The 24,605-nt window shown below is 72.5% G+C and carries 22 protein-coding genes; 11 read left to right on the top strand and 11 right to left on the bottom strand.

Annotated features, from left to right (window positions below):
* Position 1 precedes the first annotated feature (1 nt).
* The 7 genes from KBX26_RS28685 to KBX26_RS28655 all read right to left on the bottom strand — a co-directional run bounded on the left by KBX26_RS28685 (position 2) and on the right by KBX26_RS28655 (position 8,473).
* Positions 2-664 (bottom strand): 1-acyl-sn-glycerol-3-phosphate acyltransferase, encoded by a 663-nt coding sequence (locus KBX26_RS28685; protein WP_210866820.1) that lies wholly within the window; start codon positions 662-664, stop codon positions 2-4.
* A 17-nt stretch (positions 665-681) separates the two neighbouring features.
* Entirely contained in the window at positions 682-1,266 is a 585-nt protein-coding gene (locus tag KBX26_RS28680; protein ID WP_030337726.1) for a TetR/AcrR family transcriptional regulator, read from the bottom strand.
* A gap of 271 nt (positions 1,267-1,537) precedes the next feature.
* Positions 1,538-3,196, bottom strand: coding sequence for a bifunctional diguanylate cyclase/phosphodiesterase (locus KBX26_RS28675; RefSeq protein WP_245233773.1), 1,659 nt, complete (start codon positions 3,194-3,196; stop codon positions 1,538-1,540).
* A gap of 79 nt (positions 3,197-3,275) precedes the next feature.
* Entirely contained in the window at positions 3,276-4,085 is an 810-nt protein-coding gene (locus KBX26_RS28670) for an SAM-dependent methyltransferase (RefSeq protein ID WP_030337724.1), read from the bottom strand.
* A gap of 191 nt (positions 4,086-4,276) precedes the next feature.
* On the bottom strand, positions 4,277-4,945 hold the full coding sequence (locus tag KBX26_RS28665) for a response regulator transcription factor (RefSeq protein ID WP_030337723.1): 669 nt from the start codon (positions 4,943-4,945) through the stop codon (positions 4,277-4,279).
* A gap of 7 nt (positions 4,946-4,952) precedes the next feature.
* Positions 4,953-6,644, bottom strand: coding sequence for a GAF domain-containing sensor histidine kinase (locus tag KBX26_RS28660; RefSeq protein ID WP_030337722.1), 1,692 nt, complete (start codon positions 6,642-6,644; stop codon positions 4,953-4,955).
* A 14-nt stretch (positions 6,645-6,658) separates the two neighbouring features.
* Positions 6,659-8,473, bottom strand: coding sequence for a long-chain fatty acid--CoA ligase (locus KBX26_RS28655; protein WP_210866819.1), 1,815 nt, complete (start codon positions 8,471-8,473; stop codon positions 6,659-6,661).
* 118 nt (positions 8,474-8,591) lie between these two features.
* On the opposite strand from KBX26_RS28655, the gene KBX26_RS28650 reads away from it, so the two are divergent.
* The 6 genes from KBX26_RS28650 (at position 8,592) to KBX26_RS28625 (ending at position 13,874) form a co-directional block, all read left to right on the top strand.
* A complete protein-coding gene (locus KBX26_RS28650; RefSeq protein WP_030337720.1) occupies positions 8,592-9,047 on the top strand; it encodes an SRPBCC family protein in 456 nt (151 codons plus the stop codon).
* Between the two features lie 31 nt (positions 9,048-9,078).
* On the top strand, positions 9,079-9,771 hold the full coding sequence (locus tag KBX26_RS28645) for a hypothetical protein (RefSeq protein ID WP_030337719.1): 693 nt from the start codon (positions 9,079-9,081) through the stop codon (positions 9,769-9,771).
* A 77-nt stretch (positions 9,772-9,848) separates the two neighbouring features.
* Positions 9,849-10,796: an ROK family glucokinase gene (locus KBX26_RS28640; RefSeq protein WP_030337718.1), complete on the top strand. Its 948-nt coding sequence runs from the start codon at positions 9,849-9,851 to the stop codon at positions 10,794-10,796.
* A gap of 11 nt (positions 10,797-10,807) precedes the next feature.
* Positions 10,808-11,500 (top strand): endonuclease/exonuclease/phosphatase family protein, encoded by a 693-nt coding sequence (locus KBX26_RS28635; protein ID WP_374224339.1) that lies wholly within the window; start codon positions 10,808-10,810, stop codon positions 11,498-11,500.
* A gap of 117 nt (positions 11,501-11,617) precedes the next feature.
* Complete coding sequence (locus KBX26_RS28630) at positions 11,618-13,024, top strand: NAD(P)/FAD-dependent oxidoreductase (RefSeq protein ID WP_030337716.1); 1,407 nt, start codon at positions 11,618-11,620, stop codon at positions 13,022-13,024.
* Between the two features lie 55 nt (positions 13,025-13,079).
* Entirely contained in the window at positions 13,080-13,874 is a 795-nt protein-coding gene (locus KBX26_RS28625; RefSeq protein ID WP_030337715.1) for an alpha/beta hydrolase, read from the top strand.
* A 19-nt stretch (positions 13,875-13,893) separates the two neighbouring features.
* Here KBX26_RS28625 and KBX26_RS28620 read toward each other — a convergent pair whose 3' ends face one another.
* Both KBX26_RS28620 and KBX26_RS28615 read right to left on the bottom strand, forming a co-directional pair.
* Positions 13,894-15,390 (bottom strand): trehalose-6-phosphate synthase, encoded by a 1,497-nt coding sequence (locus KBX26_RS28620; RefSeq protein WP_245233772.1) that lies wholly within the window; start codon positions 15,388-15,390, stop codon positions 13,894-13,896.
* Between the two features lie 158 nt (positions 15,391-15,548).
* Positions 15,549-16,400 (bottom strand): hypothetical protein, encoded by an 852-nt coding sequence (locus KBX26_RS28615; protein ID WP_030337713.1) that lies wholly within the window; start codon positions 16,398-16,400, stop codon positions 15,549-15,551.
* Between the two features lie 325 nt (positions 16,401-16,725).
* On the opposite strand from KBX26_RS28615, the gene KBX26_RS28610 reads away from it, so the two are divergent.
* Entirely contained in the window at positions 16,726-17,418 is a 693-nt protein-coding gene (locus KBX26_RS28610; protein ID WP_030337712.1) for a 1-acyl-sn-glycerol-3-phosphate acyltransferase, read from the top strand.
* A gap of 17 nt (positions 17,419-17,435) precedes the next feature.
* Here the strand turns inward: KBX26_RS28610 and KBX26_RS28605 are convergent, their stop codons facing one another.
* Entirely contained in the window at positions 17,436-20,984 is a 3,549-nt protein-coding gene (locus KBX26_RS28605; protein ID WP_247681181.1) for an adenylate/guanylate cyclase domain-containing protein, read from the bottom strand.
* 61 nt (positions 20,985-21,045) lie between these two features.
* On the opposite strand from KBX26_RS28605, the gene KBX26_RS28600 reads away from it, so the two are divergent.
* The gene (locus KBX26_RS28600; protein ID WP_081884176.1) at positions 21,046-21,303 is read left to right on the top strand and encodes a hypothetical protein; all 258 of its coding nucleotides are present in this window, start codon (positions 21,046-21,048) and stop codon (positions 21,301-21,303) included.
* Between the two features lie 76 nt (positions 21,304-21,379).
* Here KBX26_RS28600 and KBX26_RS28595 read toward each other — a convergent pair whose 3' ends face one another.
* On the bottom strand, positions 21,380-22,072 hold the full coding sequence (locus tag KBX26_RS28595; RefSeq protein WP_030337710.1) for a Crp/Fnr family transcriptional regulator: 693 nt from the start codon (positions 22,070-22,072) through the stop codon (positions 21,380-21,382).
* Positions 22,073-22,331: 259 nt separating this feature from the next.
* Between KBX26_RS28595 and KBX26_RS28590 the strand changes: the two genes are divergently transcribed.
* The 3 genes from KBX26_RS28590 (at position 22,332) to KBX26_RS28580 (ending at position 24,602) form a co-directional block, all read left to right on the top strand.
* On the top strand, positions 22,332-22,829 hold the full coding sequence (locus KBX26_RS28590; protein WP_030337709.1) for a polyadenylate-specific 3'-exoribonuclease AS: 498 nt from the start codon (positions 22,332-22,334) through the stop codon (positions 22,827-22,829).
* 78 nt (positions 22,830-22,907) lie between these two features.
* Positions 22,908-23,411, top strand: a complete 504-nt coding sequence (locus KBX26_RS28585) for a pyridoxamine 5'-phosphate oxidase family protein (RefSeq protein WP_030337708.1) — start codon at positions 22,908-22,910, stop codon at positions 23,409-23,411.
* A 162-nt stretch (positions 23,412-23,573) separates the two neighbouring features.
* Positions 23,574-24,602: a 6-phosphofructokinase gene (locus KBX26_RS28580; RefSeq protein ID WP_210866831.1), complete on the top strand. Its 1,029-nt coding sequence runs from the start codon at positions 23,574-23,576 to the stop codon at positions 24,600-24,602.
* Positions 24,603-24,605: the final 3 nt, after the last annotated feature.

Genomic DNA, 24,605 nt, shown 5'->3' with positions numbered 1-24,605 from the left:
TTCAGCGCTCCCGGGCGGGCGCGTAGCGCGGCACGTACTCCTGGCCGGTGAGTTGCTGGATCGCCGCCATCACCTCGTCGGTGACCGTCCGGATGTCGCGTGGGCTGTTGATCCGTCCGGCGACCGGGATCGGTGGGCCGAACCGCAGGGTGACCGGGTGTCGGCGGGGCAGCCGGGCGTCGACGGGCAGCACCTCGGCGGTGCCGGTCACGCCGACCGGGATGATCGGCACCTCGGCGTCACGGGCCAGTCGGGTCATTCCGACGCGGCCCCGGTAGAGCCGCCCGTCCGGTGAGCGGGTGCCCTCCGGGTAGACGGCTACCAGGCCGCCGGCGCGCAGCACCGGGACGGCGGCGTCCAGGGCGCGCAGGGCGGCCCGGCCGTGGGTGCGGTCGACCGGGATGGCGCCCATGCCGGCGACGATCCGCCGGTTGAGCCAGCCGCCCGGCCCCCGGCCGTTGAAGTACTCGACCTTCGCCCAGAAGGTGACGTGGCGGGGTGTCGAGGTGACGAGGAACAACTCGTCGGCGACGGACAGGTGGTTGCCGGCGAGGATCGCGCCGCCGTGCCGGGGCAGATGCTCCAGCCCTTCCACCCGGGGCCGCCAGCCCAGCCGCAGCGTGGTGCCGACGGTCAGCTTGGTGAGGTCGTACAGCAGGGGCACGGGTTCTCCGGGTTCGGCTAGGTGGGGGGCGGGCCGAGATGGGCGTCGAGCGCGGCGCGCAGCAGGGCGTCGTCGTCGGTGGCGCCGGTGGCCAGCGGCAGGCTGCCCCAGGCCCAGAGCTGGGCGATGCCGTGCAGGTTGGCCCAGAGTGCGCCGGCGAGCACCGCCGCAGGGGCGTCGGTGGGCCGGCGCACCTGCGCCACCAGGTCGGCCAGCACGGCGAACAGCGGCAGGCTCGTCTCCCGCAGCCGCAGCCGGCCGCTGTCCAGCAGGTCGTGCCGGAACATCAGCTCGAACATGCCGCGGTGGGCCGCCGCGAAGTCCAGGTACGTCCGGGCCAGGGCGGTCAATCGGGTACGCGGATCCGGCCCGACGTCGCGCATCGTCTGCTCGACCCGGGCGGTGAGGTCGGCGAAGCCCTCCCGGGCGATGGCGGAGAGCAGGTCGACGTGGGTGGGGAAATAGCGGCGCGGTGCGCCGTGCGAGACCCCGGCACGGCGGGCGATCTCCCGCAGCGACACCGCCGACTGGCCCTCGCTGAGCACCAGGTCCACCCCGACGGCTACCAGCCGCGCGCGCAGCCCGGTCTCGTCGGCGTCCATAGACACTGTCTACCATGCCGCGTAGACAGTGTCTACCTCGCCGGTGGGTCGGCTCAAGCAGGCGTGTCTCGGTGACCTGCCGATGCCTTTCCGGGATCAGCGTGATGTCGGTGAGTCATCGAGATGACTCACCGACATCAGCCTCAACGGAGTCCGGCCCCGCGCTGTCCGCTCGACCCCACGGCCGCTCCACTGCGGGTGTCGTGACGTCGGGGTGAGCCGCGGTTGGGGGAGTGGGCGGGAACGGTTGGGGCGTGGGCGGGCCCGAAGGTCAGCGGATGCGGGCCAGGATGCGATCGGCGGGGGCCGGGCGGCCGAAGTGCCAGCCCTGGGCGGCGTCGCAGCCGATCGCGCGCAACCGCTCGGCCTGCCCGGCGGTCTCCACCCCTTCGGCGGTGACGGTCAGGTCCAGCGCGTGCGCCAGCGAGACCAGCGAGGCGAGGATCCGCTCGTCGGTGCGGCCGACGGAGGACGACCGTAGGCCGGCCACGAACTCGCCGGCCACCTTCAGTTCGGTGACCGGCAGGTCCCGCAGGTACGCCAGGTTGCTGTAGCCGGTGCCGAAGTCGTCGATGGCGATGCGTACCCCGAGGTCGGCAAGGACCCGCAGGGCGCGTACCGGCTCCTTGGCGGTGCTCATCATGGTGCTCTCGGTGATTTCCAGCTGGAGCCGTTCCGGGGGCAGGCCGGTCTGCCGCAGGAGGGTGCGGACCTCCTGCACCAACCCCGGCCGGTGCACCTGCCGTACTGCCAGGTTGACGCTGACGAACGGCGCGGCGGCACCCCCGGCCGACCACGCCTCGGCCTCGCGGCACGCCTCGGCCAGCACCCACCCGCCCAACTGGACGATCAGGCCGGTCTCCTCGGCCAACCCGATGAAGCTGTCCGGGCGCAGCACCCCCAGCTCGGGGTGTCGCCAGCGGACCAGCGCCTCCACGCCGACGAGGCTGCCGTCGCGCAGTGAGGTCAGCGGTTGGTAGTCGAGGTAGAACTCGCCCCGCTCCAGGGCCGCCGGGATGGCCGCGGAGAGCGCGTACCGGGCCAGTTCCCGTTGGTTGCGCTCGGCGTCGTAGAGGGCCCAGCGCGCCCCACCGGCGGACTTCGCCCAGTGCAGGGTGCTGTCGGCGGCGCGCATGAGGTCCGTGGGGTTGGCGCCGGCAACCTGGCGCTCGACGATGCCGATGCTCGCCGAGATCTGCAGCTCGTGCCCGTCCACCAGCGCCGGTGTGCGCACCGCGGCGAGCGCGGCCTCGGCCACCGCGACCATGTCGTCGGTGCCGGCGGTGCGCTCCACCAGGATCACGAACTCGTCGCCGCCGAGCCGGGCCACCAGGTGCTCACCGATGGCCTTGCTCAGCCGCTCCGCCACCGTGGCCAGCAGCAGGTCACCGATCTGGTGCCCCAGGGTGTCGTTGACGACCTTGAAACGGTCCAGGTCCAGGAAGCACACCCCGACCCGCTGCGCGCCCCGGCCCGGCTCGTTGATCGCGGCGGCGAGCCGTTCGGTGAACAGCGTCCGGTTGGGCAGGCCGGTGAGCGGGTCGTGGGTGGCCTGATGGCGGAACCGGGCCTCGCTGGCCCGCAGCGCACGCTCGGCCTGGGTGCGGGCCCGCATCGCGGCGCGGCGGATCGACTCCTGCTCGTCGAGCGTCCGGTCGCGCAGCGCGCGGGCGTAGCCGGTCGCCACGGCCGCCAGCAGCCGGGCCATCCGGTCCTCGACGTCCTCGGCCACCAACCCCAGGTCGCGCACCAGGCGGAGCTGGATGACCTCGACGGTACGGCCCAGCCCTTCGGCGGACGCGATGTGCGCGGCCACCAACTCGGCACCGACCCGGTGCCCGGCCCGCAGGTCGAACGGCTCGGTCAGCAACGCGCCGGCCAGTTCCCCGGTGAGCCGGTCCAGCAGGGACTCCAACTGGGCCTGGGTCATCGGGAGGTAGCTGGTGCCGGAGACCGCCTTCGCCCAGGCCCGGGCGAACGTGCCCGGACCGGGCGTCGTCCCCGGCGACTCAGCCACCGAGGCGCCCGACGCCGCCCATGAAGACCGCGCGCTCGGCGTCCTCCGCGCTCTCCGGGGTGTCCGGTCGCCACTGGGGCACCCAGACCACGCCGGGGTCGAGCAGTTCGAAACCGTCGAAGAGCGCGGTCAGCTCGGCGCGGCTGCGCACCCACAGCGGGCTGTCGGTGCGCCGGTAGACCCGTTCCGCCTCGGCGCGTTCGTCCTCGCTGCGCCCGTCGTCGCTGGCCTGCGACAACACCAGGTAGCTGCCGGGCGCCAACGCGTCGCGCAGCGTCCGCAGCAGGTCGGCCGGTCGGTCGTCGTCGGAGACGAAGTGCAGGACGGCCACGACCATCACGGCCACCGGTTGGCTCAGGTCGAGCAGCTTGCGGACGTCCGGGTGGGCCAGGATCGCCTCCGGGTGGCGCAGGTCCTCCTGCACCACGGTGGCCCGCTCGTTGCCGGCGAGGATCTCACGGCTGTGCGCCACCGCCACCGGGTCGACGTCCACATAGACCACTCGCGACCGCGGGTCGAGTTGCTGGGCGATCTCGTGCACGTTGCCGACGGTCGGGATGCCCGAGCCGATGTCCAGGAACTGCCGGATCCCGGCCTCGGCGAGATGGTGCACGGCCCGGCGCAGGAACGCCCGGTTGGCCTGGGCCATCAGCGGCGCCTCCGGCACCGCGGCGACCATCGCCTGCGCTGCGGCCCGGTCAGCGGCGAAGTTGTGCGAGCCACCGAGGTAGTAGTCGTACATCCGCGCGACGCTCGGGCGCTCGATGTCGATGGTGTCGGGTGCCCAGTCCGGCCGCTGCATGCGTTTCACCCCTCGAATCCGCGACGCGGGCGTCGTCGCCCGCGCGGGTATTGTGCACCCGCCACGCACGCCAGACCATAGCGCGCCGGAGGTTGCCCGCCGACGTCGGTCGATGCGCGACGGCCCGCGCCGGCTGAGAAGCTGGCGCGGACCGTCGGTCGCGACGTCCCGCTCGACGAGCGGGCGGCAGGTCAGAACTTGGGCGCGTCCGGTGCCTCGAGCAGGCCGAGCCGGAGTGCGGTCATGAGGGCCTGAGCGCGGTTGGCCGCGCCGAGCTTCTCGTAGAGCTTCGAGATGTGCGTCTTCGCCGTGGACTCGCTGACGAACAGCTGCTTGGCGATGCCCGCCACGCTCATCCCGTCGGCGAGCAGCCGCAGCACCTGCCCCTCCCGGGGAGACAACTGCGGGCCGGACGGTGCGAGCCGCCGCTTCATCGCCTCGGCCAGGTCGGCCGCGGTGAACGCGCTGGGGGAGGAGGCGGCGTGCCGGGCGGCGGCCACCACCTCGTCGGCCGGGGCGGTCTTCGGCACGAAGGCGCTCGCGCCGGCCTCCAGGGCGCCGAAGAGCTGATCGTCGCCGGCGTACATGGTCAGCACCACGATGCCCATCGACGCGCTGGACTTGCGCAGCGCGCGGGTGGCCTCCAGGCCACTGCCGTCGGGCAGCCGCAGATCCATGATCACCACGTCCGGCTGCAACGCGCCGGCCTGACGTACTCCTTCTGCCGCCGTGGCCGCCTCACCGACGACCTCGAACTGGCGGTCGCGCTCGAAGGCGTGCCGCAAACCCTTGCGAATCAGGTCATGATCGTCGACAAGGAGGACCTTGGTACGGGTGGCCGGTATCGGACTTGTGGTCATCCTCGGGTTACTCCCCTTCTGGTGCTGCGCTGCCGCGCACGTTATCGCGCCGGGCCGAGGTGCCGAGAACCACCGCCACGGTCGTGCCGCTGGGTTGCCGCGGCCTGATCTCCAACCGGCCCCGGATACGTTCCGCCCTCTCGGCCATGATCGCAAGACCGTACCGCCCGTCCGGGCGCTGGTCAGCCATCCCCTGACCGTCATCCGACACTTCTATTTGCGCGTACGGGGGGTCGACCTCACAGGTGACCCACAAATTCGACGCCCCGGCATGCTTGCGCGCGTTGGTCACCGCCTCCTGCGCGATGCGCAGCAACTCGGCCTCCGTGGCGGCCGGGAGCCGGGCGGTGGACTCGTCCAGCGAGAGGTGCACCCGCAGCCCGCCGGACGCGCCGACAGTGCGCGCGTACTCCGCGATCGCCGCGGCCAACCCGCCCTGCCGGTCCACCTCGCTGCGCAGCTCGAAGAGGCTCAGCCGCAGTTCCTGGATCACCCGGGTCACCTCGCCGCGCAGCGTCCGCAGGGCCTCGGCGGTCTCGTCGGCGTCGTCGAAGACGGTGGCCAGGGCGTTGTCGATGCCGTAGCCGACCATCACCAGCTCCTGCGCCACCCCGTCGTGGATCTCCCGGGCCAGCCGCTGCCGCTCCTCGTTGGTGGCCAGCGAGCGCACCTCGTCGAAGAGCAGCGCCGCCTCCAGCCGCAGCGCGGCCGGGCGGGTCAGTGCGGTCACCCGGGACACCACCGGCGGCGGGTACGCCTGCGCGGCGTCGGCCTCCAGCACCACCAGCCCCACCGTGCGCACCCCGGCGACCAGCGGAATGATCAGCGCGGACACGTCGCCGCCACGGTGCGAGCGGGACTGGGACCGGGCGGCGGTGGTGGCCTGCTGGGTGGCCCAGGCGTCGGCGATCGCCGAGTCGGCGTCCAGCGTCGTCTCCCAGTCCACCCGGTCGACGCCGGCCTGGGCGAGGACCACGAGCCGACCGCCGCCGCTGGCCGACAGCACCGCGCCCCGGTCCGCGCGGGCCACCGTCCGCAGCTCCTCCAGCAGGTGCTCCGAGATGCCGCCCGGGTCCAGGGTCGCCCCGGGCAGTTGCCGGGCCACCGTCCGCAGCTGGGTCAGCAGCCGGGTCGCCTCGGCGTACGGCTGGGGTTTGCCCTCGCCGCGGACCGCCATCACCCGGTGCAGCGTGCCGGCGGCGTAGAGCCCCAGCACCGCCAGGATCAGCCACTGCGCGCAGACCGCGAGGTAACCCGGCTGGCCGAGCTGGGACCCGCCGTCGACCCGGGTCAGCGCGCCGCTGACCAGCAGGGTGACGGCGGTGACCACGAGCAGGGCGGCGCCCTCGGGGAAGCGGCGGCGCAGCGCGGTGACGGTCACCGGGACGGCCAGGTAGGGCAGCACCGCCGACGCGCCCAGGCCGTCGACAGTGCCGCCGATGGACGCCACCGCGGCGACGTGGCTCGCGGCCAGCCCCAGCACCACCACCTCGGCCACCCGGCTCACCGGGCCGACCAGCCGGTGCTGCGGTGCCAGCAGCGACGGCAGCCCGGCCACCGCCAGCAACACGATCCACCACAGCTGGGCGACGTCGCGGGTGGCGAACAGGGTCAGGACGGCGATCAGCGCCAGCATCACCAGGCGGGCGGCCGCGGCGAGGGGATGCGGGTGCGGTGCGGTGACTGTGGATGCGGGCACGTGACGGATGGTAGTCAGCCTCGGTAGATATCGGCGATCTCCGCCGCGTACGTCTTGTGGACAACCTGGCGCTTGACCTTGAGCGACGGGGTCAGCTCGCCGGTCGTCTCGGTGAAGTCCTGGGGCAGGACCCGGAACACCTTGATCGCTTCGGCCTTCGACACGGCCTGGTTGGCGACGTCGATCGCGGTCTGGATCTCCTTGCGGAGCCCCTCGTGCTCGCGCAGCTGTTCGACGGGGGTTTCGCGGGGCAGCCCGGTGCTCTCCAGCCAGGCCGGCAGCGCTTCCTCGTCGATGGTGACGAGCGCCGCGATGAACGGCTTCCCGTCGCCGACCACGACACACTGGCTGATCAACGGGTGTGCCCGGACCAGGTCCTCCAGCACCGCCGGGGCGACGTTCTTGCCGCCGGCGGTGACGATCAGCTCCTTCTTGCGGCCGGTGATGCTCAGGTAGCCGTCGGAGTCGAGCTGGCCGAGGTCGCCGGTGCGGAACCAGCCGTCGGCACTGATCGTCTCGGCGGTCGCCGTCTCGTTGCGCCAGTAGCCCTGGAAGATCAACTCGCCGGAGATCAGGATCTCGCCGTCGTCCTCGATCCGCACTGTCACGCCGGGCAGGGGGCGGCCGACGGTGCCGATCCGGGTGCCGGTGGGCAGGTTCGCGGCGGCGGCGGGCGAGGTCTCGGTGAGGCCGTAGCCCTCCAGGACCGTCACGCCGATGCCGCGGAAGAAGTGACCGAGCCGGGCGCCGAGTGGCGCGCCGCCGGAGATCGCGTCCCGGCACCGTCCGCCGAGCGCGGCGCGCAGCTTGCGGTAGACCAGCCGGTCGAAGACCACGTGCTGGGCGCGCAGCGCCAGGCCCGGTCCGCCCGGGGTCTCCAGCGCCTCGCTGTACGCGATGGCGACCTGCTCGGCGCGGGCGAAGATGCCGCCCTTGCCGTCCGCCTCGGCCTTCTGCTTGGCGGCGTTGTAGACCTTCTCGAACACCCGGGGTACGGAGAGCACGAAGGTCGGCCGGAACGCCTGCAGCTCGGCGACCAGGTTCTTGGTGTCGGCGCAGTGCGCCATGGTGGCCCGCGCCTGTACGACGCCGATCTGGATGAGGCGGGCGAACGCGTGCGCCAGCGGAAGGAAGAGCAGGGTGCTCGCGCCGGTGTTGAACAGGTTCGGCAGCACCGGCACCGCGTTGGCGATGTCGGCGTACATGTTGCGGTGGCTGAGCACGCAGCCCTTGGGGCGGCCGGTGGTGCCGCTGGTGTAGATGATCGTCGCCAGGTCGTCGGCGCGCACGGCCTTGCGCCGCCGCTCCACCTCGGCCAGCTCGACGGCGGCACCGGTGGTGACCATCTCGTCGACCCCGCCGGTATCGATCTGCCAGACCTGGCCCAGCTCGGGCAGCCGGTGCCGGACCCCGGCGACCAGGGCGGCGTGCGCCTCGGTCTCGACCACGACGGCGACCGCGTTGGAGTCCTCGAGGATCCACGCGGCCTGCTCGGCGCTGGACGTCTCGTAGATCGGCACGGTCACCGCGCCGACGGCCCAGATGGCGTAGTCCAGCAGGGTCCACTCGTAGCGGGTGCGGCTCATCAGCCCGACCCGGACACCTGGCTCGATGCCGGCGGCGATCAGCCCGCGGGCCACGGCGGTGACCTCGTCACGGAACTGGAGGCAGGTCACCTCGGTCCAGGCGGTGACCGTGCCTTCGGCGCTCGGGACCGGGCGGGCGAACTGGACGGTGTCGGGCGCGACTTCGGCGTTGTCCCAGACCGGATCGGTGAGGTTGGCCGCGTCGCCAACGGTGACGATCGGCGGGACGGAAAACTCGCGCACCTGCACTCCTTCGTGCTCGCACTGGTCGGGCTGGTCGTCGCCCGGGGCGTCGGTTGTGTCGAAACCTACCCGGCGGGCGGTCGGGGTGGCACAGGCAGGAGGCGGGTAGCCTCCCCACATGGCGGACTCCTCCACCCAGTCGATCATCATCGGCGCCGCACCGGATCGGGTGACGGCGGTCATTTGCGACTTCGCGCGCTACCCGGAGTGGACCGACGCGGTGCGTCGCGCCGAGGTCGTCGAGGAGTACGAGGACGGGTACGCCAGTCAGGTGCATTTCACCATCGACGCCGGGGTGATGGCCGACGAATACGTGCTCGCCTACGAGTACGCCGAGGATCTGTCCCGGATCGAGTGGCACCTGGTCGCCCCCTCGAAGATGCAGAAGGCCCAGCACGGTTCGTACGACCTGGTGGGTAACCCGGACGGCAGCACCACTGTGACCTACACGCTGGAGGTCGAGCTGTCGGTCGGAATGCTCGGGATGTTTCGGCGCAAAGCCGAAAAGATGATCATGGACACCGCGTTGAAGCAGCTCAAGCGCCGGGTAGAAGCAACCGGTGCGGCGCAGTGACGTGTCCGGTGGCACGGTAGAGGAGCCGACGGTGGGCGGAACGGATCCGGGTTCGGCCCGGGAAGAGGCGGAGCGGCTGGTCGCCACCCTGCTGGCGGGGGCGCGGCTGGCCTCCGCCAGCTCGGCGGGCGGCGCGTTCGGCTCGCTGGGTGCGATGGTGTCCGGTGTCCTCGGTCACAGTGCGGGGCCCGACGGGCGCTCCGGCACCGGTGGTGCTTTCGCCACCGGTTCGGCCGAATGCTGCGTCTGCCCGGTCTGTCGGGGCATCGCCGCGTTGCGGGACCCGAGTCCGGAATTCGCCGAACGCCTCGCCACCGGCGCCGGTGACCTCGCCGCGGGCGTGGCCAGCCTGCTCCGCGCGTTCTCCCCGGCGGAACCGTCCGAACCGAGCTCCGCCGAACCGACGGCCGCGCCGTCGCCGGCACCCGCCGCGACCACCGACGACGTGCCTGCCGAGCCAGCCCCGAGCACCCCGTCCCCGGCGACCGGCGACGACCACGTGTGGCGCGATGCCACCCGTACCGGGCATGATTCTCAGCCGGCGCCGGAGCGGGATGTCTGGTCGGTCGCCACCCGGACGGCGGACCCACTCGCCCCGGCCGCCGTACCACCCGTCGACGAGGCCGGGTCGGCGACCGTACCGGCACCGACCACCCGTCCCGTGGTGCCCGCCTCGCGGGTGCCCGATGACGCCGACGCGGAAGCATCGGGCGACGGCGCCTGAGCGCGGGACATTTCCGACCCGGACCGGCACTGGGCCGGAACCTGGGCCGGACAGCACAGCAGAGGGGGGCGGCAGCGGTGACGCTGACCATCGGAGTCGACGTCGGTGGCACGAAGGTGGCCGGCGGTGTCGTGGACGACACCGGCCAGGTGCTCGTGCAGACCCGACGGGACACTCCCGCCGATGACGTCGCCAAGACCCGCGACGTCATCATCGAGCTGGTCGCCGAGCTGGCCACCGGGCGGAGCATCGAGGCCGTCGGCATCGGCGCGGCCGGTTGGATCGACGCCGGCCGTTCGACGGTGCTCTTCGCCCCCAACCTGGCCTGGCGTGACGAACCGCTGCGCGAGTACGTCAGCGAGGCCGTCGGTCTGCCCGTGATCGTGGAAAACGACGGGAACGTCGCCGCGTGGGCCGAGTTCCGCTACGGCGCGGCCCGCGACGCCGACGACTCGATGATCATGTTCACCATCGGCACCGGTGTGGGCGGCGGCATCGTCCTCGGCGGCGATCTGATGCGCGGCGCGCACGGCATCGCCGCGGAGCTGGGCCACATGCTGGCCGTACCGGACGGGCACCAGTGTGGTTGCGGCCGGCTGGGCTGCATCGAGCAGTACGCCAGCGGCAGCGCCCTGGTCCGGTTCGCCCGGGCCGGCGCCCGCCAGGAGCCCAACCGGGCCACCGCCCTGCTGGAGCTGGCCGGCGGCGAGGCCGAGGCGATCACCGGCCCGATGGTGACCACCGCCGCCCAGGGCGGCGACCCGGTCTCCGCCGAGGCGTTCGCCCAGATCGGCCGGTGGCTGGGCACCAGCCTCGCCGACATGGCGCAGATCCTCGACCCGCAGACCCTTGTCGTCGGCGGCGGCGTGATCGACGCCGGCGACCTGCTGCTCGGGCCCACCCGCCGCTCGTACCTCGACGCGCTCGCCCAGCGCGGTCGGCTGCCGGTGGCCGAGGTGCTCCCGGCGGAGCTGGGCAACAGCGCCGGGGTGATCGGCGCGGCTGACCTGGCCCGCCGGATCTGAGGCGGGTCGGGATGGGTGTGCCGCTGCGCGTGGTGTCGTACAACATCCACAGCCAGCGCGACGACACCGCCGCGCTGGCGGCGGTGGTCCGGGCCGCGAAGCCGGACGTGGTGATCGTGCAGGAGGGGCCGCGCCGGTTCCGGTGGCGGCAGAAGTCCGCCACGTTGGCCGAGTCGTTCGGTCTGGTGGTGGCCGCCGGTGGGCTGCCCGCCCTGGGCAACCTGCTGCTGACCAGCCTGCGGGTGCAGGTGCGCGCCACCCGCTGCCAGCGCTTCCCGCTGACCCCCGGCCGGCACCTGCGCGGCGCCGCGTACGCCGACTGCAGGGTCGGCGACGCTGCGTTCACCGTCGCCGGCTCGCATCTGTCCACCGACCCGGCCGAGCGGCCCTCCCAGGCCGCCGAGTTCAAGCGTGGCCTGGACGCGGCGACCAGCCCGGTGCTGGCCGGCGCGGACCTCAACGAGGGTCCGGACGGACCCGCCTGGGCCACGGTGTCGCGCGGGTTGACCGACGCCGCGGTGGCGGCCGACCGGGCCGAACGGCTCACGTACTCGTGCGCCGACCCGCGCCGGCGCATCGACGCGCTCTTCGTCGACCCACGGATCACCGTTGTCGACTACGACGTGGTGGACACCCCGCAGACCCGGCGGGCCAGCGACCACTTCCCGGTCCTGGTCGACCTGCTCCTGCCCACCACCGGCTGACCTCCGCCCCCGGCCCGCGCGTCGACGCGTCCGCTCCAGGACTGGACATCCGGCCCCGTTGTGGAGAGGATTTCGCGGCGACCGGCACGCCTGCCGTACCAAAAGGAGATGTCCCCGGTGTCCACCTCCACCGACCACGGCCGGCCCGACCCGGAGGCGACCTCGCCCGCGGCGAACAGCGACGGCCGCCCGGTCTCCGACCGGGGCGACACGGTCTGCGTCATCGGGGCCGGGGCCAGCGGGCTGACCGCCATCAAGAACCTGCGCGAGCACGGGTTCGGCGTGGACTGCTACGAGCGGGAGACGGGCGTCGGCGGCGCCTGGAACTGGCGGCACGACCGCAGCCCGGTGTACGCCAGCACCCACCTGATCTCGTCGAAGCCGTTCACCCAGTTCCCCGACTTCCCGATGCCGGACTCCTGGCCGGACTATCCGCACCACGGTCAGGTGCTGTCGTACTTCGAGCGGTACGCCGACCACTTCGACCTGCGCTCGCACATCTGGTTCGGCACCGAGGTGATCCGGGTCCAGCCCGTCGAGGGGGATCGGTGGGACGTCACCACCCGCTCCACCGGCGGGTACGGCCCGGAGCGCACCGCCCGGTACGCCGCCGTGGTGATCGCCAACGGGCACAACTGGTCGCCGAAGCTGCCCCGCTACGAGGGCCTGGAACAGTTCCGTGGCGAGGTCATGCACGCCTCGTCCTACAAGGACCCGGCGCAGCTGCGCGGCAAGCGGGTGCTGGTGGTCGGCGCCGGCAACACCGGCTGCGACATCGCCGTCGAGGCCGCCCAGCAGGCGTCGCGCTGCTGGCACTCCACCCGGCGCGGCTACTGGTACGCGCCGAAGTACGTCCTCGGTCGCCCCGCCGACCAGGTCAACGACACCCTGTTGGCGCTGCGGGTGCCGCTGCGGGTACGGCAGTGGCTCTACCACTGGACGCTGCGGCTGACCGTCGGTGACCTGACCCGCTTCGGGCTGCCCAAGCCCGACCACCGGGTGTACGAGACGCACCCGATCGCGAACAGCCAGCTCGTCTACTACGTGGGCCACGGCGGGATCGGTCCGGTGCCGGACGTCGCCCGGTTCCACCCGTACGCGGTGGAGCTGGCCGACGGCCGCGAGATCGACCCCGAGGTGGTCGTCTTCGCCACCGGTTACCTGCCGCGCTTCGAGTTCCTCGACGCGTCGGTGTTCGGTGACAGCGCGGGCGCGGGTCGGCCCACGTTGTGGCTCAACGCGTTCACCCCGGGGCATCCCACCCTGGCGGTCGCCGGGCTGCTGCAACCGGACTCCGGGCTGTTCACCCTGTCGCACTGGCAGACGGTGCTCTTCGCCCGGCTGCTGCGGGCCCGTCGGGACCGGCCGGAACGCGCCGCGGCGTTCGCGTCCCGGGTGCGGGAGCGGGCCGGGGAGCGGTACTCCGGGCCGGTCAAGGAGAGCAGCCGGCACTGGTTCGAGGTCGGGCACGCCGACTACCTGCGCGCCGTCCAACGCGCCCTGACCGAGCTGGAGGGCAAGTGAGCGCCCAGCCGCATCGTCGCGAACGAAAGGCAGACCAGTGAGCGAGCTGCGGATCATGCGCGGCCGGGAGTGGTCGCGCCCGGTCCGGCCGGCCCGGCGGGAGGTGCTCAGCGCGATCCCCGAGCTGGAGGAGGGGCGTCCGCCGCTGCTCTTCGTGCCCGGGTTCGGGCACGGCGCGTGGGCGTTCGCCGAGCACTGGTTGGGTCACGCCGCGTCGCGGGGGTTCCCGGCGTACGCGGTGAGCCTGCGGGGGCACGGTGGCAGCGAGCCGGCGCCGGAGGCGACGCTGCGGGCGTACGCCCACGATGTGGTCCAGGTGGCGGCGAGCCTGCCGCGGCAGGCGGTGCTGGTGGGGCACGGCGCCGGGGCCCTGGTCGTGGCGCACGCGTTGGCCCGCTACCCGGCGCGGGGCGCGGTGCTGGTGGCGCCGGTCTTCGGCGGCTGGGGTCTGCTGGGCGCGGCGTTGCGCCGCAACCCCGCGGGGACGCTGCCGGCGGTGTTCGGCGGGCCGTTGCGGCTCAACCGGCGGCAGTTGTTCAGTAGTGAGTTGCCCGACGAGGAGGCTCGGCGCTACGTCGGACGCCTCGGTCGGGCGGGTCGGCGGGCGCAGTGGGCGCTGCTGGGCGCGCCGGAGGCGGAGCCGGCCGTGGGCGCGCCCCCGGTGCTGGTGCTGGGCAGCCCGGACGACCGGGTGGTGCCGGCGTCGACGTTGACCCGGGTGGCCCGCCGGTACGGGTCGGCCCCGTTGCTCTTTCCCGGGATGGGCCACGACCTGATGGTGGACGTGCGGTGGGCGGAGCCGATCGACGCGATCCTGGACTGGTTGGAGAAGGAGCCCGCGGCGCACTGAGCAGCCGGGCCGACAGTGCTCAGGTGCCGCCCTGGTGGACGGCCGGGCTGCCGGTCGGGGCGACCGGCCGGGGCACCCGCGCGGTGCCCTCGGAGCCGGTTTCGGTGCTGGTCAGGCGGCTGATCAGGGCACCGCCCTCGTCGAGGGCGCGCAGGTAGGAGCGGGCCCAGGCCCGGATGTCGTGCTGGTGCAGGTGGGCGCGCATGGCGCGCATCCGCTGCGTGGTGTCGGCCGGGCTGGCCCGCAGTGCCGCCCGCAGGCCCTGCTTGAGCCCTTCCAGGTCGTGCGGGTTGACGAGGTACGCCTGGGACAGCTCGGCGGCGGTGCCGGCGAACTCGCTGAGCAGCAGGGCGCCGGTGTCGTCGACCCGTGCGGCCACGTACTCCTTGGCGACCAGGTTCATTCCGTCGCGCAGCGGGGTCACCGCCATCACGTCGGCGACCCGGTAGAGCGCGGCGAGCTCGGCGCGGTCGAAGGGCTGGGTGAGGTAGTGGATCGCCGGCTCGCCGACCCGGCCGAACTCGCCGTTGATCCGGCCGACCTCGCGCTCGATGCGTTCGCGCAGGATCTGGTACTGGCCGACGCGTTCCCGGCTCGGCATGGCGACCTGCACGAGCACCGTGTCGCGGACCTTGACGTCGCCGCTGGCGAGCAACTCGCTGTACGCCTTGAGACGCTGCTCGATGCCCTTGGTGTAGTCCATCCGGTCGACGCTGAGGATGACCTGCCGGGGATCGCCGAGGTCCTGTCGGAGCCGGTGGGCCCGCGCGGCCACGTCCGGCCGGTCGGCCAGCGCGGCCATCTCGGCGGTGTCGATGGAGACCGGGAACGCGCCGATGCGGACGACCCGGTCGTCGATGCCGATCCGCCGGTCGGTGGCGGGCAGTTCCAGCACCCGGGTCACCAGTTGGGCGAAGTTGTGCGCCGCCTGCACGCGCTGGAAGCCGACCAGGTCGGCGCCGAGCATGCCGCGCAGCAGTTCCGCCCGACGGGGCAGTTGCATGAAAAGCTCCGGCGGCGGGAACGGCACGTGCAGGAAGAACCCGATGCGCAGGTCGGGGCGGAGCGCGCGCAACTGACCGGGGACCAGTTGCAGGTGGTAATCCTGCACCCAGATCACCGCGCCCGGCTCGGCCACCTCCGCTGTCGCCTCGGCGAAGCGCTGGTTGACCCGCTGGTACGCCTCCCACCACCGACGGTGGTGCTGCGGCTGCTCGACCGAGTCGTGGTAGAGCGGCCAGAGGGTGGCGTTGGCAAACCCCTCGTAGTGGTCGCGCAGGTCTTCCGGGCTGAGCGCGACGGTGTGCATCCGCACGCCGTCGACGTCGGGCAGTGCGGGGGCAGGCCCGGTGCCACCGGCCCAGCCGACCCAGGTCGCCGGGGTGTGCCGCAGGAGCGGGTGCAGTGCGCTGACCAGCCCGCCGGGGCTGCGCCGCCACTCGCAGGCGCCGTCGGGCGCCTGATTGTCATCGATGGGGAGGCGGTTGGCGACCACCACGAGAGAACTCTGTCGCATCTCGGGCATTCCGATCAGCAGAGGACTGACCGCCGCGAGCAAGGGAAAACCGGTCAGTCAGCGGGGGAAGTGACGTACAGCGGTATTCCTACTGACAGTAAGTTACACCACTGTTACGCCACCGGCGGGGCGCTGCTGTCCCGGGATGCGGGCCGACGTCAGACGACGGCGCCGTTGTCCGGGTCGTCGTCGTCCTCGTCGCCGGGGCGCAGCCGCCAGACCAACGTGACGAAACCGGCCAGGATGCCGGTGAACCCGAACAGCGTGACCGCCGAGCGGTCGATCGGGAGCAGCCACGGGAAGAGGAACAGCACGAAACCGACGACCACCCCGAGCACGCCGATCACCGCGTACTTGCTGACCCGTGGCAGTGGGGGCGGTGGCGGCGGGTGGTAGCCCTCGTCGTCATCGTCGTCGGGCAGGTCGGCACCGAAGGTGTCCAGCCCGTCCAGCAGCGAGGGTTCGTCCGGTCGGGTGCCGCGCCCCACGGAGATCCCGGAGATGTCGGTGGCGGACGGGAGCCGGCGAACGTCGGTGGCGGTCGGACCGGGCTCGTCGGTGCTGGAGCGGGTCAACGACCCGGGGGTCGACTCGTCCCGGGTGTCCCGTTCGTCCACGTCCTCGGAGGCGGGCCACGGGTGGTCACCGGGTGCGGAGGTGGTGTGGAAGCCCTCCACGATCCGCGCCCACTCGGCGTCGATGTCCGGTTCGTCGCGGGCCGGCGGCTGCTCCACGGCGGTCTCGTCGGCGAGTTGGGTCAGGTAGTCCCGTGCGGTGGTCAGATGCGACCGGTCGACGTAGAGCCGGTCGACCGGTCGGGCCGGCACGGTGGTGGTGCGGGTGACCGGGTTGAGGTCGGCGGAGGGCTGGAGGTAGGCGGCGATCCCACCGGCGGCCAGCACGTCGAGCAGGTGCTCGCCGACGCGCGGATCGACGTCGCCGACGACGGCGTACTCGTTCGCGTCGAGCCCGTTGTCCCGCCGTCCCCGGCGGGCCCCACCCGCTGACACCCGGACATCCCCCTTAACGCGCCTTCCGGCGCGGCCACCGCTGCCCTTCGACGCCCGTCCGTACGCCGTGCTCTGAATCGTGACACGTCAGGGCATGGTTCCGGGAGTGCGTTGTGTCGCGTCTTCCAAAGTCACGGCTCCTCCCGCAGGTCGCGGCAGGGCTCCTTTGTCCGTTCTTGCGCGACAAGTGCGATCTCGGTGATCGTGGCATAGCTCGATGCCGCAGCCCCGCAGCGCCGTCCGTTGTGGTGGGAGCGCTCGCTTCGTAGGCTCGGCGGCGACGACGGCTGGCGCTGTCGCGGGCACACCACGGGAAAGGACGCCGGTGCTCTACTGGCTGCTGAAGTACGTCATCCTCGGTCCGCTGCTCAAGCTGATCTTCCGCCCGCAGGTGGAGGGCCTGCACAACGTGCCGGCGACCGGCCCGGTGATCCTGGCGAGCAACCACCTCTCCTTCTCCGACTCGATCTTCACACCGCTGATCACCGCCCGGAAGGTCACCTTCGTCGCCAAGGCCGAATACTTCACCGGCAAGGGCATCAAGGGCTGGCTGACCAAGATGTTCTTCGTCGGCACCGGCACGATCCCGGTGGACCGCTCCGGCGGCCGGGCCGCCCGCGCCGCCCTGGACACCCAGTTGCAGGTGCTGCGGGCCGGGGGAGTGGCCGGCATCTACCCGGAGGGCACCCGCTCCCCGGACGGGCGGCTCTACCGGGGCAAGACCGGGGTGGCCCGGCTCGCCCTGGAGAGCGGCGCGGTGGTGGTGCCGGTGGCGATGCTCAACGCCGACGAGATCCAACCGCCGGGCAAGCTCATCCCCAAGATCGACCGGGTGCGGATCCGGTTCGGGGCGCCGCTGGACTTCTCCCGCTACGCCGGGCTGGCCGGCGACCGGTTCGTCGAGCGCGCGGTCACCGACGAGATCATGTACGAGTTGATGGAGCTCTCCGGCCGGGAGTACGTCGACATCTACGCCCAGAAGCTCAAGGAACCCATCCCGGCGCCGCTGGCCGCCTAGCCACCGCCCGTCGACGGTCAGGGCAGCTGGAGCAGGTGGGGGGCGCGGTGGCGGGTGGCGAAGTCGTGCAGACGGGCCCGGGTCGCCGCGGCGGCGGGCGGGTCGGTCTCGGCCAGCGGGCCGATTGCCAGCGCCAGTGTGATGACCTCGTCGGTCACGTCGGTCATCCGGGCGTAGCTCCCTGCCGCCGACCGCAGCAGGCTCGCCGCGGTCGGGGCGTCCCCGACGTGCCGGGCCAGCGTGGCGTCGGCGACCTGACCGGCGGCGTGCGCCCACGGGGTCATCCGGGGCGCCCGGTCGAGCAGCTGCCGGACCAGCCGGGCCGCGTCCGCGCCGAGCACTCCGGCGACGTGACCGACCGTCGGCACCCACTCCGCGAACGGAATCATCCGGGTCCGCCGCCAGTCCTCGTCCAGTTCGGTGAGCAGCGCCATCGCCTCGTCGCGGCGGCCCTGCACCGCCCGGCACAACGCGGCGTGCGCCAGGGTGGAGCGCAGCACCCGGTGGAATCCGCTGCGCCGCGCCGCCACCAGCGCCTGCTCGACCAGGTCCCCACCCGGTCCGTCCGGTCCCGCGGTCTCGTCCAGCTCGGCTCCGGCCAGCCCGCGCATCCAACCCGAGACCGCCACGATGTGCAGATCCCACTCCGCGGTCGGTCGTCGGGTCGACTCCGCGGCCATCGCCAGCGCCGCCGTCCAGTCACCCGCGTAGTACGACCGCGCCCACTGGTCGGCGAAGCTGGTGGCCAGGCTGTGCTCGCCGCCCAGGTCGAGGGTGAGCTGCTCGTCGACCAACCGGGCCGAGCCGGCCAGGTCGCCCTCCTCCTGCAACGCCCAGGCCAGGTTCTGCACCGCCCGCCGTCGACTGGTCAGCCGCTCCACCCGGCAGTGCTCGGTCACCTCCGCCAGCTCCGGGAACGCCGAGGCGGAGCCGGCCAGGTAGCGCGCCACGGCCAGGGTGATCCGGGCGTTGGCCTGGACCTCGCGCAGCTCCAGCCGCTCGGCGAGGGCTGCTGCCGCCCGCGCCGCCGCGCACGCCGGCTCGGTCTCCGCGTTCAGCATGTGCACCCGGGCCAGCTCCAGCAGGGCGCCCGCCTTCTCCTGACTGTCCGGCAGGTCGCTGTAGATGCCGATCGCCTGGTCCAGGCAGTGCAACGTCGCCGAACGGTCGGCCCGGCTCCACGCGGCGGTGGCCAGCAGCGTCCAGGCGCGCGCCGCCCCCGTCCGGTCGCCGCCGGCGGTGAGCCGCTCGGCCAGCCGGCTGAGGGTGTCCGTGCCCCCCGCCACCAGGAAGGCGTCCCCGTCCCGATAGAACGCCAGCTCCGCGTCGAACAGCTCCAACGCCGGGTCCGGCCCGACGTCGAGGGCCAGCGCGCGGCTGACCAGCGCGGCGGCGGTGTCCAGCGCGTGCAGCTCGTACGCCCGGCGGGCCGCCCGGTGCAGCGCGGCCCGAGCCGGCGGGGCGTAGGGGGCGGTGTCCAGCCCGACGGTCCGGGCGATCTCGTGTGCCGCCCAGCGATGGTGGGCCAGCACCTCGGCCAGGTCGTACTGGCGGCCGTCGGTGAGCTGCGCCATCCAGTCGGCGGTGCGTTGGTGACGCAGCACCCGTTCGGCCCGGGGTAGCCGCTGGTAGCAGACGTCGCGCACCAGGATGTGCCGGAACCGGTACTCGGGCTGACCGGGCATCGTCGACGTGCTCTGCTCGTACACCAGGTCGCGACGTTGCAGGCGGTCCAGCGCGCGCTCGACCCACTCCACCGGCCGCCCCAGCGCCATCGCCACCGGCGCGGCCCAGAACACCACGCCGACCACGGCGGCGGCCTGGAGCACCGCCCGGTCGGCCGGGTCCAGCAGGTCCAGCCGGTTCGCGATGACCGCCTGCACGGTGCGGGGCATCTCCGGGCCGCCGTCGAGGTCGGGGCGGGCGACCGAGTCGACGCCGTCGAGCAGGCCACCATCCAGCAGCATCCGGGCGTACTCCTGGGCGTAGAGCGGGTTGCCGTCGGCGAACTCGATCAGCGGGGTACGCGAGGCGGAGGGCAGCGTCGACTGCCCGAGAAGCAGCGAGTAGAGCGTGTCGATGTCGGTGTCGTGCATCGGCGGCACCGAGATGGACATCGCGCCACTGATCGTGCCGGTCCAGGCCGGGTGCCGTTCCCGCAGTTCCGGGCGGGCGGTCGCGACGACCAGCAGCGGTATGCCGCGCGCCGTCGCGCCGAGTTGCTCGACGAAGGCGAGCATCGCCTGGTCCGCCCAGTGCATGTCCTCGAAGGCGAGCACGGTCGGACCGGTGGCGGCCAGGGCGAGCAGGAAGCGCCGCCAGGCCGCCTCGGTCTCGCCGGGGGTGAGCCGCTCGCCGGGTACGCCGATCAGCGGCCCGAGCGCCTCGGCCAGCCGGGTCGCGTGCGGGTCGGCGAGCTGCGCCAGCCGGGCCCGCAGCCGCTCGCGCAGCGCGGCCGGGTCGTCGACCTCCGGCACGCCCACCCAGGTCTTCACGATGTCCGACAGTGCGGCCCAGGTGACGTTCTCGCCGAACGGCGGGCACTGCCCGACGAGCCAGGTGACCGGTGGGCCGGGCATGCTGCCGGCGTTGCGGGCCAGCTCGCGCAGCAGCCGGCTCTTGCCCACACCGGCCGGGCCGAACACCGTCACCAACTGGGAGGTCCGCTCGGTCACCATCCGGTGCAGCGCGTTGACCAGCAGGCCGCGCTCGTGCTCCCGGTCCACCATCGGGGTCAGCTCGGCGCCGCGCGGGTCCCGGTGCGGTCGGACCTGGACGGCCAGCCAGATCCGGCTCACCGCGGACCGGCCGCGCAGGGTGACCGGTGGCTGGTCGGCGTACTCCATCTCGTGCCGGGTGGCCGACCAGGTGCTCTCGTCGACGACGACACCGCCCGGTGGGGCGAACCCCTGCAGGCGGGAGGCCGTGTTGACCACGTCTCCGGTGACGAACGCCTGCCCACCGTCGCGGGTGGCGGAGAGGTCGACCAGGGCCTCGCCTGTCGCGATGCCGACCCGGAAGCCCAGCGGCGGCTGCGGACCGGCGGGCTGACGGGCCAGGCTCCGCTGCAGCTCCAGGCCGGCGCGCACACACCGCAACGCGTCGTTGTCGGTGGCCACCGGCGCGCCGAACAGCGCCATCGCCGCGTCACCGATGTACTTCTCGACCACCCCGCCGTACTGGTGCACGATCCGGCGCACCGTGGCGAAGTAGGTCTGCTGCAGACTGCGGGCCTGCTCCGGGTCGGCCTGCTCCGCGTACCTGGTGAAGTCCACTATGTCGACGAAGAGGACGCTGACCTGACGCCGGTCCTCCTGCACCACGACGACGTGGTCGCGCAGCGGCTGACCGCAGCTGGTGCAGAAGTTGACCTCGGTGCTGTTGGCGTGCCCGCAGTGCGCACAGTTGACGCCGAGCGGCTGGCCACAGCCGCCGCAGAAGCGGTCGTCCGGCCCGGCCGCGCGGGCGCAGTGTCCACACTTGAGGTCGATGTTCAGCTCCGTGGGCGAGAGGGGCCAGTATCGCGGCTGACCCGCCAGTCGGGTAACCGACGGGTGGACGGGCAACGTCGTCGATCGGCCGGGGTTAGTGTTCCGTACCAGGAAGTTTCATGTCAGGGAGAGTGCCGTGCAAGTACGATTGTCCGCCTCGTGGACCGATCCGGGTGGCACACAGTGGGCTCCGGGCGACACGATCGACGTCGATGCTGTCACTCTCGCCGAACTGGAGGAGCAGGGCATGGTGGAAGAGCCTGAGGGTCAGTCGGGCGGGTCGGGGGAGACCACGACCACCTCGTCGAGCACGTCCACGGCTGGTAAGCCGACCGATCCGAAGAAGATCGGTCCGGGGCCGGGCGCGCCGCCGGCCGACAGCACGGAGAACTGATCGCCCGGGTGCGGTCGGTGGGCCCTCGGTCCGCCGGCCGCACCCGTCGTGCAGCCGCCCGGTGCCGGCCGACCGATTAGCGGTCGTTCATGCCGGCGCGCCGACGCAGCGCGGCCACGTCGGTCACCACGATCCGACGACCCTCGGTACGCAGCCAGCCGCGACTCGCGAACGAGCCGATCGCCTGGTTGACGCTCTGCCGGGAACCCCCGGCCATCTCGGCCAGCTGGCTCTGATTGAGCTCGATCGTGATCATCGGTGCCTGGCTCTCGCCGGCCAGCCGGACCAGCGTCTTCGCCACCCGACCGGGCAGGTCGAGGAAGACGTGGTCGGCGTTCTGCTCGGTGAGCCGGCGGATCAACCCGCCCAGTGAGCGCATCACCGCGTCCAGGATGCGGGGGTTGGAGTGCACCAATTCCATGAACGCGCCCCGCGACAGCGCGAGCGCCGCGCAGTCCTCGATGGCCTCCGCCGAGGCGGACCGGGTGGACGCGTCGAGCAGGGAGACTTCGCCGAGCACGTCCGGCGGACGGATAACCGACAGCACGGCCCGCTCGCCGGTGGGCGCGGTCCGAAACACGGCCACCGCGCCACGGCGCAGCACTATCAGTGACTCGCCGGGGTCGTTCTCCACGAAGAGCAGCTGGCCCTTGCGATAGGTACGTGGAACAGCGGCGGCGATGACGCGCTGCCGCACCTCGGGCTCCAGCCCAGCGAACATCTCCACACCCGTGAGCGCGTCACCCGGCTCCGGCAGGCGAACCTCCACGGCCCAACCCCTCCCCCGGTCATGGACCACAACTCGCTCACCGGGCGAACCTGATGGGCCCCGACAAGGTGAACTGACACCGATTCGGCGTCCGGTAGCGGTACACATCAGATCATGACGGTCCGGTCGCTTGCTGTACACCCCTCGAAGCACTTCCGTGACCGTCACGAGCTGCGACGCGCCACTCACAAGGTGTCGCCGGGGCGCGGGGTGGGCCCCGCCGGGGACGATGAAGCGGCGGTGGGCGAAGATGCCCGGAATGGTCTACCGCTACTTCTACGACTGCGAGTTCATCGAGGACGGCACGACGGTCGACCTCGTCTCGATCGGTGTCGTCGACGAGTACGGCCGCGAGTTCTACGCGGTCTCCACCGAGTTCGACGACTCCCGCGCCGTGCCCTGGGTCCGCCGCAACGTGCTGGACAAGCTGCCATCCCCGGCGGACCGGGCCTGGCGCTCGCGCGAGCGCATCCGCGACGACCTGTACGACTTCCTCATCGAGCCGATCCGGGACCGGCCGGGGGAGCAGCTGGAGTTGTGGGCCTGGTTCGCCGCGTACGACCACGTGGTGCTCGCCCAGCTCTGGGGTGCGATGCCGGCCCTGCCCCGGGAGATTCCCCGCTACACCAAGGAGCTGCGGCAGCTCTGGGACGACCGGGGTAGGCCGCCCCTGCCGGACGCGGACGCGGCCCGGCACGATGCTCTGGTCGATGCCCGGCACAATCTGGCCCGCTGGCGGGCGATGACCGCCCGCTAGTGGTGGCCACGCCGCCGTTAGGTTTGACCGGTTCTGTCCCGGGCAACGGTTCGACCAGCCGAGCCGAGGGAGATTGCCATGAGCGACCAGCCGACCAGCGCCGCGGAGGCGCGCGCCCGGGTCACCGGCCTGGCCCGTGCCGCGCGGATCTGCATGTTGACCACCACCGCTCTGGACGGGCGGCAGGTGAGCCGGCCGATGGGGCTCCAGGAGGCCGAGTTCGACGGTGAGTTGTGGTTCTTCGCCTCTGCCGACTCGGCCAAGGTCCGCCAGATCCGGGTGAACCCGGAGGTCAACATCGCCTTCTCTGACCAGAAGCACAACGCCTGGGTGTCGATCTCCGGCACCGCCACCGAGGGGTTCGACCGGGCCCGCGCCGAGCAGCTGTGGAACCCGCTGCTCAAGGTGTGGTTCCCGGATGGGCTGGACACCCCAGGGCTGACGTTGATCAAGGTGCACGCCAGCTCCGCCGAGTACTGGGACTCGCCGAGCAGCACCGTGGTGAACCTGCTCGGCTACGCGAAGTCCGCCGTCACCGGCCGGCCACCGGAGCTCGGCGAGAACCACGAGGTGACCTACTGACCGGGGGTGGGTGGCCGGGGCGCGCTGTCGTCGTACCGGCGGGCCGACTACAGTGCGCAGTGACGGCCCGCCCCGGGCCGGCAACGGCGCCGATGGTCTGACCTGACACATATCCTGGGGCAAATCGGGCTTTACCTGATGCTCCAGGAGGATGAGCGGATCATGCGTATCGGCGTGCTCACCGGCGGCGGCGACTGCCCCGGTCTCAACGCGGTCATCCGGGCGGTGGTCCGCAAGGGCGTCGCCACTTACGGTCACGAGTTCGTGGGCTTCCGGGACGGCTGGAAGGGCCCGCTGGAGGGTCTGTCCCGGCCGCTGGACATCGCCGACGTCCGCGGCATCCTGCCCCGCGGCGGCACCATCCTCGGCTCGTCCCGTACCAACCCGTTCAAGATCGAGAACGGCGTCGAGCGGATCAAGGACAACCTCGCCGCCCAGGGCGTGGACGCGCTGATCGCGATCGGCGGCGAGGACACCCTCGGCGTGGCCACCAAGCTCTACGAGCTGGGCGTGCACGTCGTCGGCGTGCCGAAGACGATCGACAACGACCTCGGTGCCACCGACTACACCTTCGGCTTCGACACCGCTGTCAACATCGCGATGGAGGCCATCGACCGGCTGCACACGACCGCGGAGAGCCACCACCGCACCCTGGTCGTCGAGGTGATGGGCCGCCACGCCGGCTGGATCGCCCTGCACGCCGGCCTGGCCGGCGGCGCCAACGTGATCCTGCTGCCCGAGCGCCAGTTCGACGTCGACCAGGTGGCCGGCTACGTCGAGAAGCGCTTCCAGCACCAGTACGCCCCGATTGTCGTGGTCGCCGAGGGCGCCCAGCCGCTGGACGGCCAGATGGTGCTCGCCAACCAGGAGCTCGACTCCTTCGGCCACGTCCGCCTCGGCGGCATCGGCCAGTGGCTCGCCGAGCAGCTGGAGGCCAAGACCGGCAAGGAGGCCCGCACCGTGGTGCTGGGTCACATCCAGCGCGGTGGCACCCCGACCGCCTTCGACCGGGTGCTCGCCACCCGCCTGGGCCTGCAGGCCATCGACGCCGTCAACGACGGCGACTGGGGCAAGATGGTCGCGATGCAGAGCACCGACATCGTCCGGGTGCCGCTGGCCGACGCGACCCGCGAGCTGAAGACCGTGCCGCTGGAGCGGTACGCCGAGGCCGAGGTCTTCTTCGGCAGCTGATCG

The organism is Micromonospora sp. C97, from assembly GCF_018070385.1.
Classification (GTDB): domain Bacteria; phylum Actinomycetota; class Actinomycetes; order Mycobacteriales; family Micromonosporaceae; genus Micromonospora; species Micromonospora parva.
The sequence above is the reverse complement of the archived record's forward strand: the minus strand, read 5'-3'. Positions and strand labels throughout refer to the sequence as shown.

Bases quoted from the DNA above. Each gene is read 5' to 3' on its own strand.
- KBX26_RS28675 (WP_245233773.1), bottom strand. From the start codon at position 3,196: ATGACCCAGGCCCAGTTGGAGTCCCTGCTGGACCGGCTCACCGGGGAA.
- KBX26_RS28590 (WP_030337709.1), top strand. From the start codon at position 22,332: ATGGTCTACCGCTACTTCTACGACTGCGAGTTCATCGAGGACGGCACG.
- KBX26_RS28625 (WP_030337715.1), top strand. From the start codon at position 13,080: ATGCGCGGCCGGGAGTGGTCGCGCCCGGTCCGGCCGGCCCGGCGGGAG.
- KBX26_RS28650 (WP_030337720.1), top strand. From the start codon at position 8,592: ATGGCGGACTCCTCCACCCAGTCGATCATCATCGGCGCCGCACCGGAT.
- KBX26_RS28580 (WP_210866831.1), top strand. From the start codon at position 23,574: ATGCGTATCGGCGTGCTCACCGGCGGCGGCGACTGCCCCGGTCTCAAC.
- KBX26_RS28635 (WP_374224339.1), top strand. From the start codon at position 10,808: ATGGGTGTGCCGCTGCGCGTGGTGTCGTACAACATCCACAGCCAGCGC.
- KBX26_RS28680 (WP_030337726.1), bottom strand. From the start codon at position 1,266: ATGGACGCCGACGAGACCGGGCTGCGCGCGCGGCTGGTAGCCGTCGGG.
- KBX26_RS28665 (WP_030337723.1), bottom strand. From the start codon at position 4,945: ATGACCACAAGTCCGATACCGGCCACCCGTACCAAGGTCCTCCTTGTC.
- KBX26_RS28620 (WP_245233772.1), bottom strand. From the start codon at position 15,390: ATGCGACAGAGTTCTCTCGTGGTGGTCGCCAACCGCCTCCCCATCGAT.
- KBX26_RS28670 (WP_030337724.1), bottom strand. From the start codon at position 4,085: ATGCAGCGGCCGGACTGGGCACCCGACACCATCGACATCGAGCGCCCG.
- KBX26_RS28585 (WP_030337708.1), top strand. From the start codon at position 22,908: ATGAGCGACCAGCCGACCAGCGCCGCGGAGGCGCGCGCCCGGGTCACC.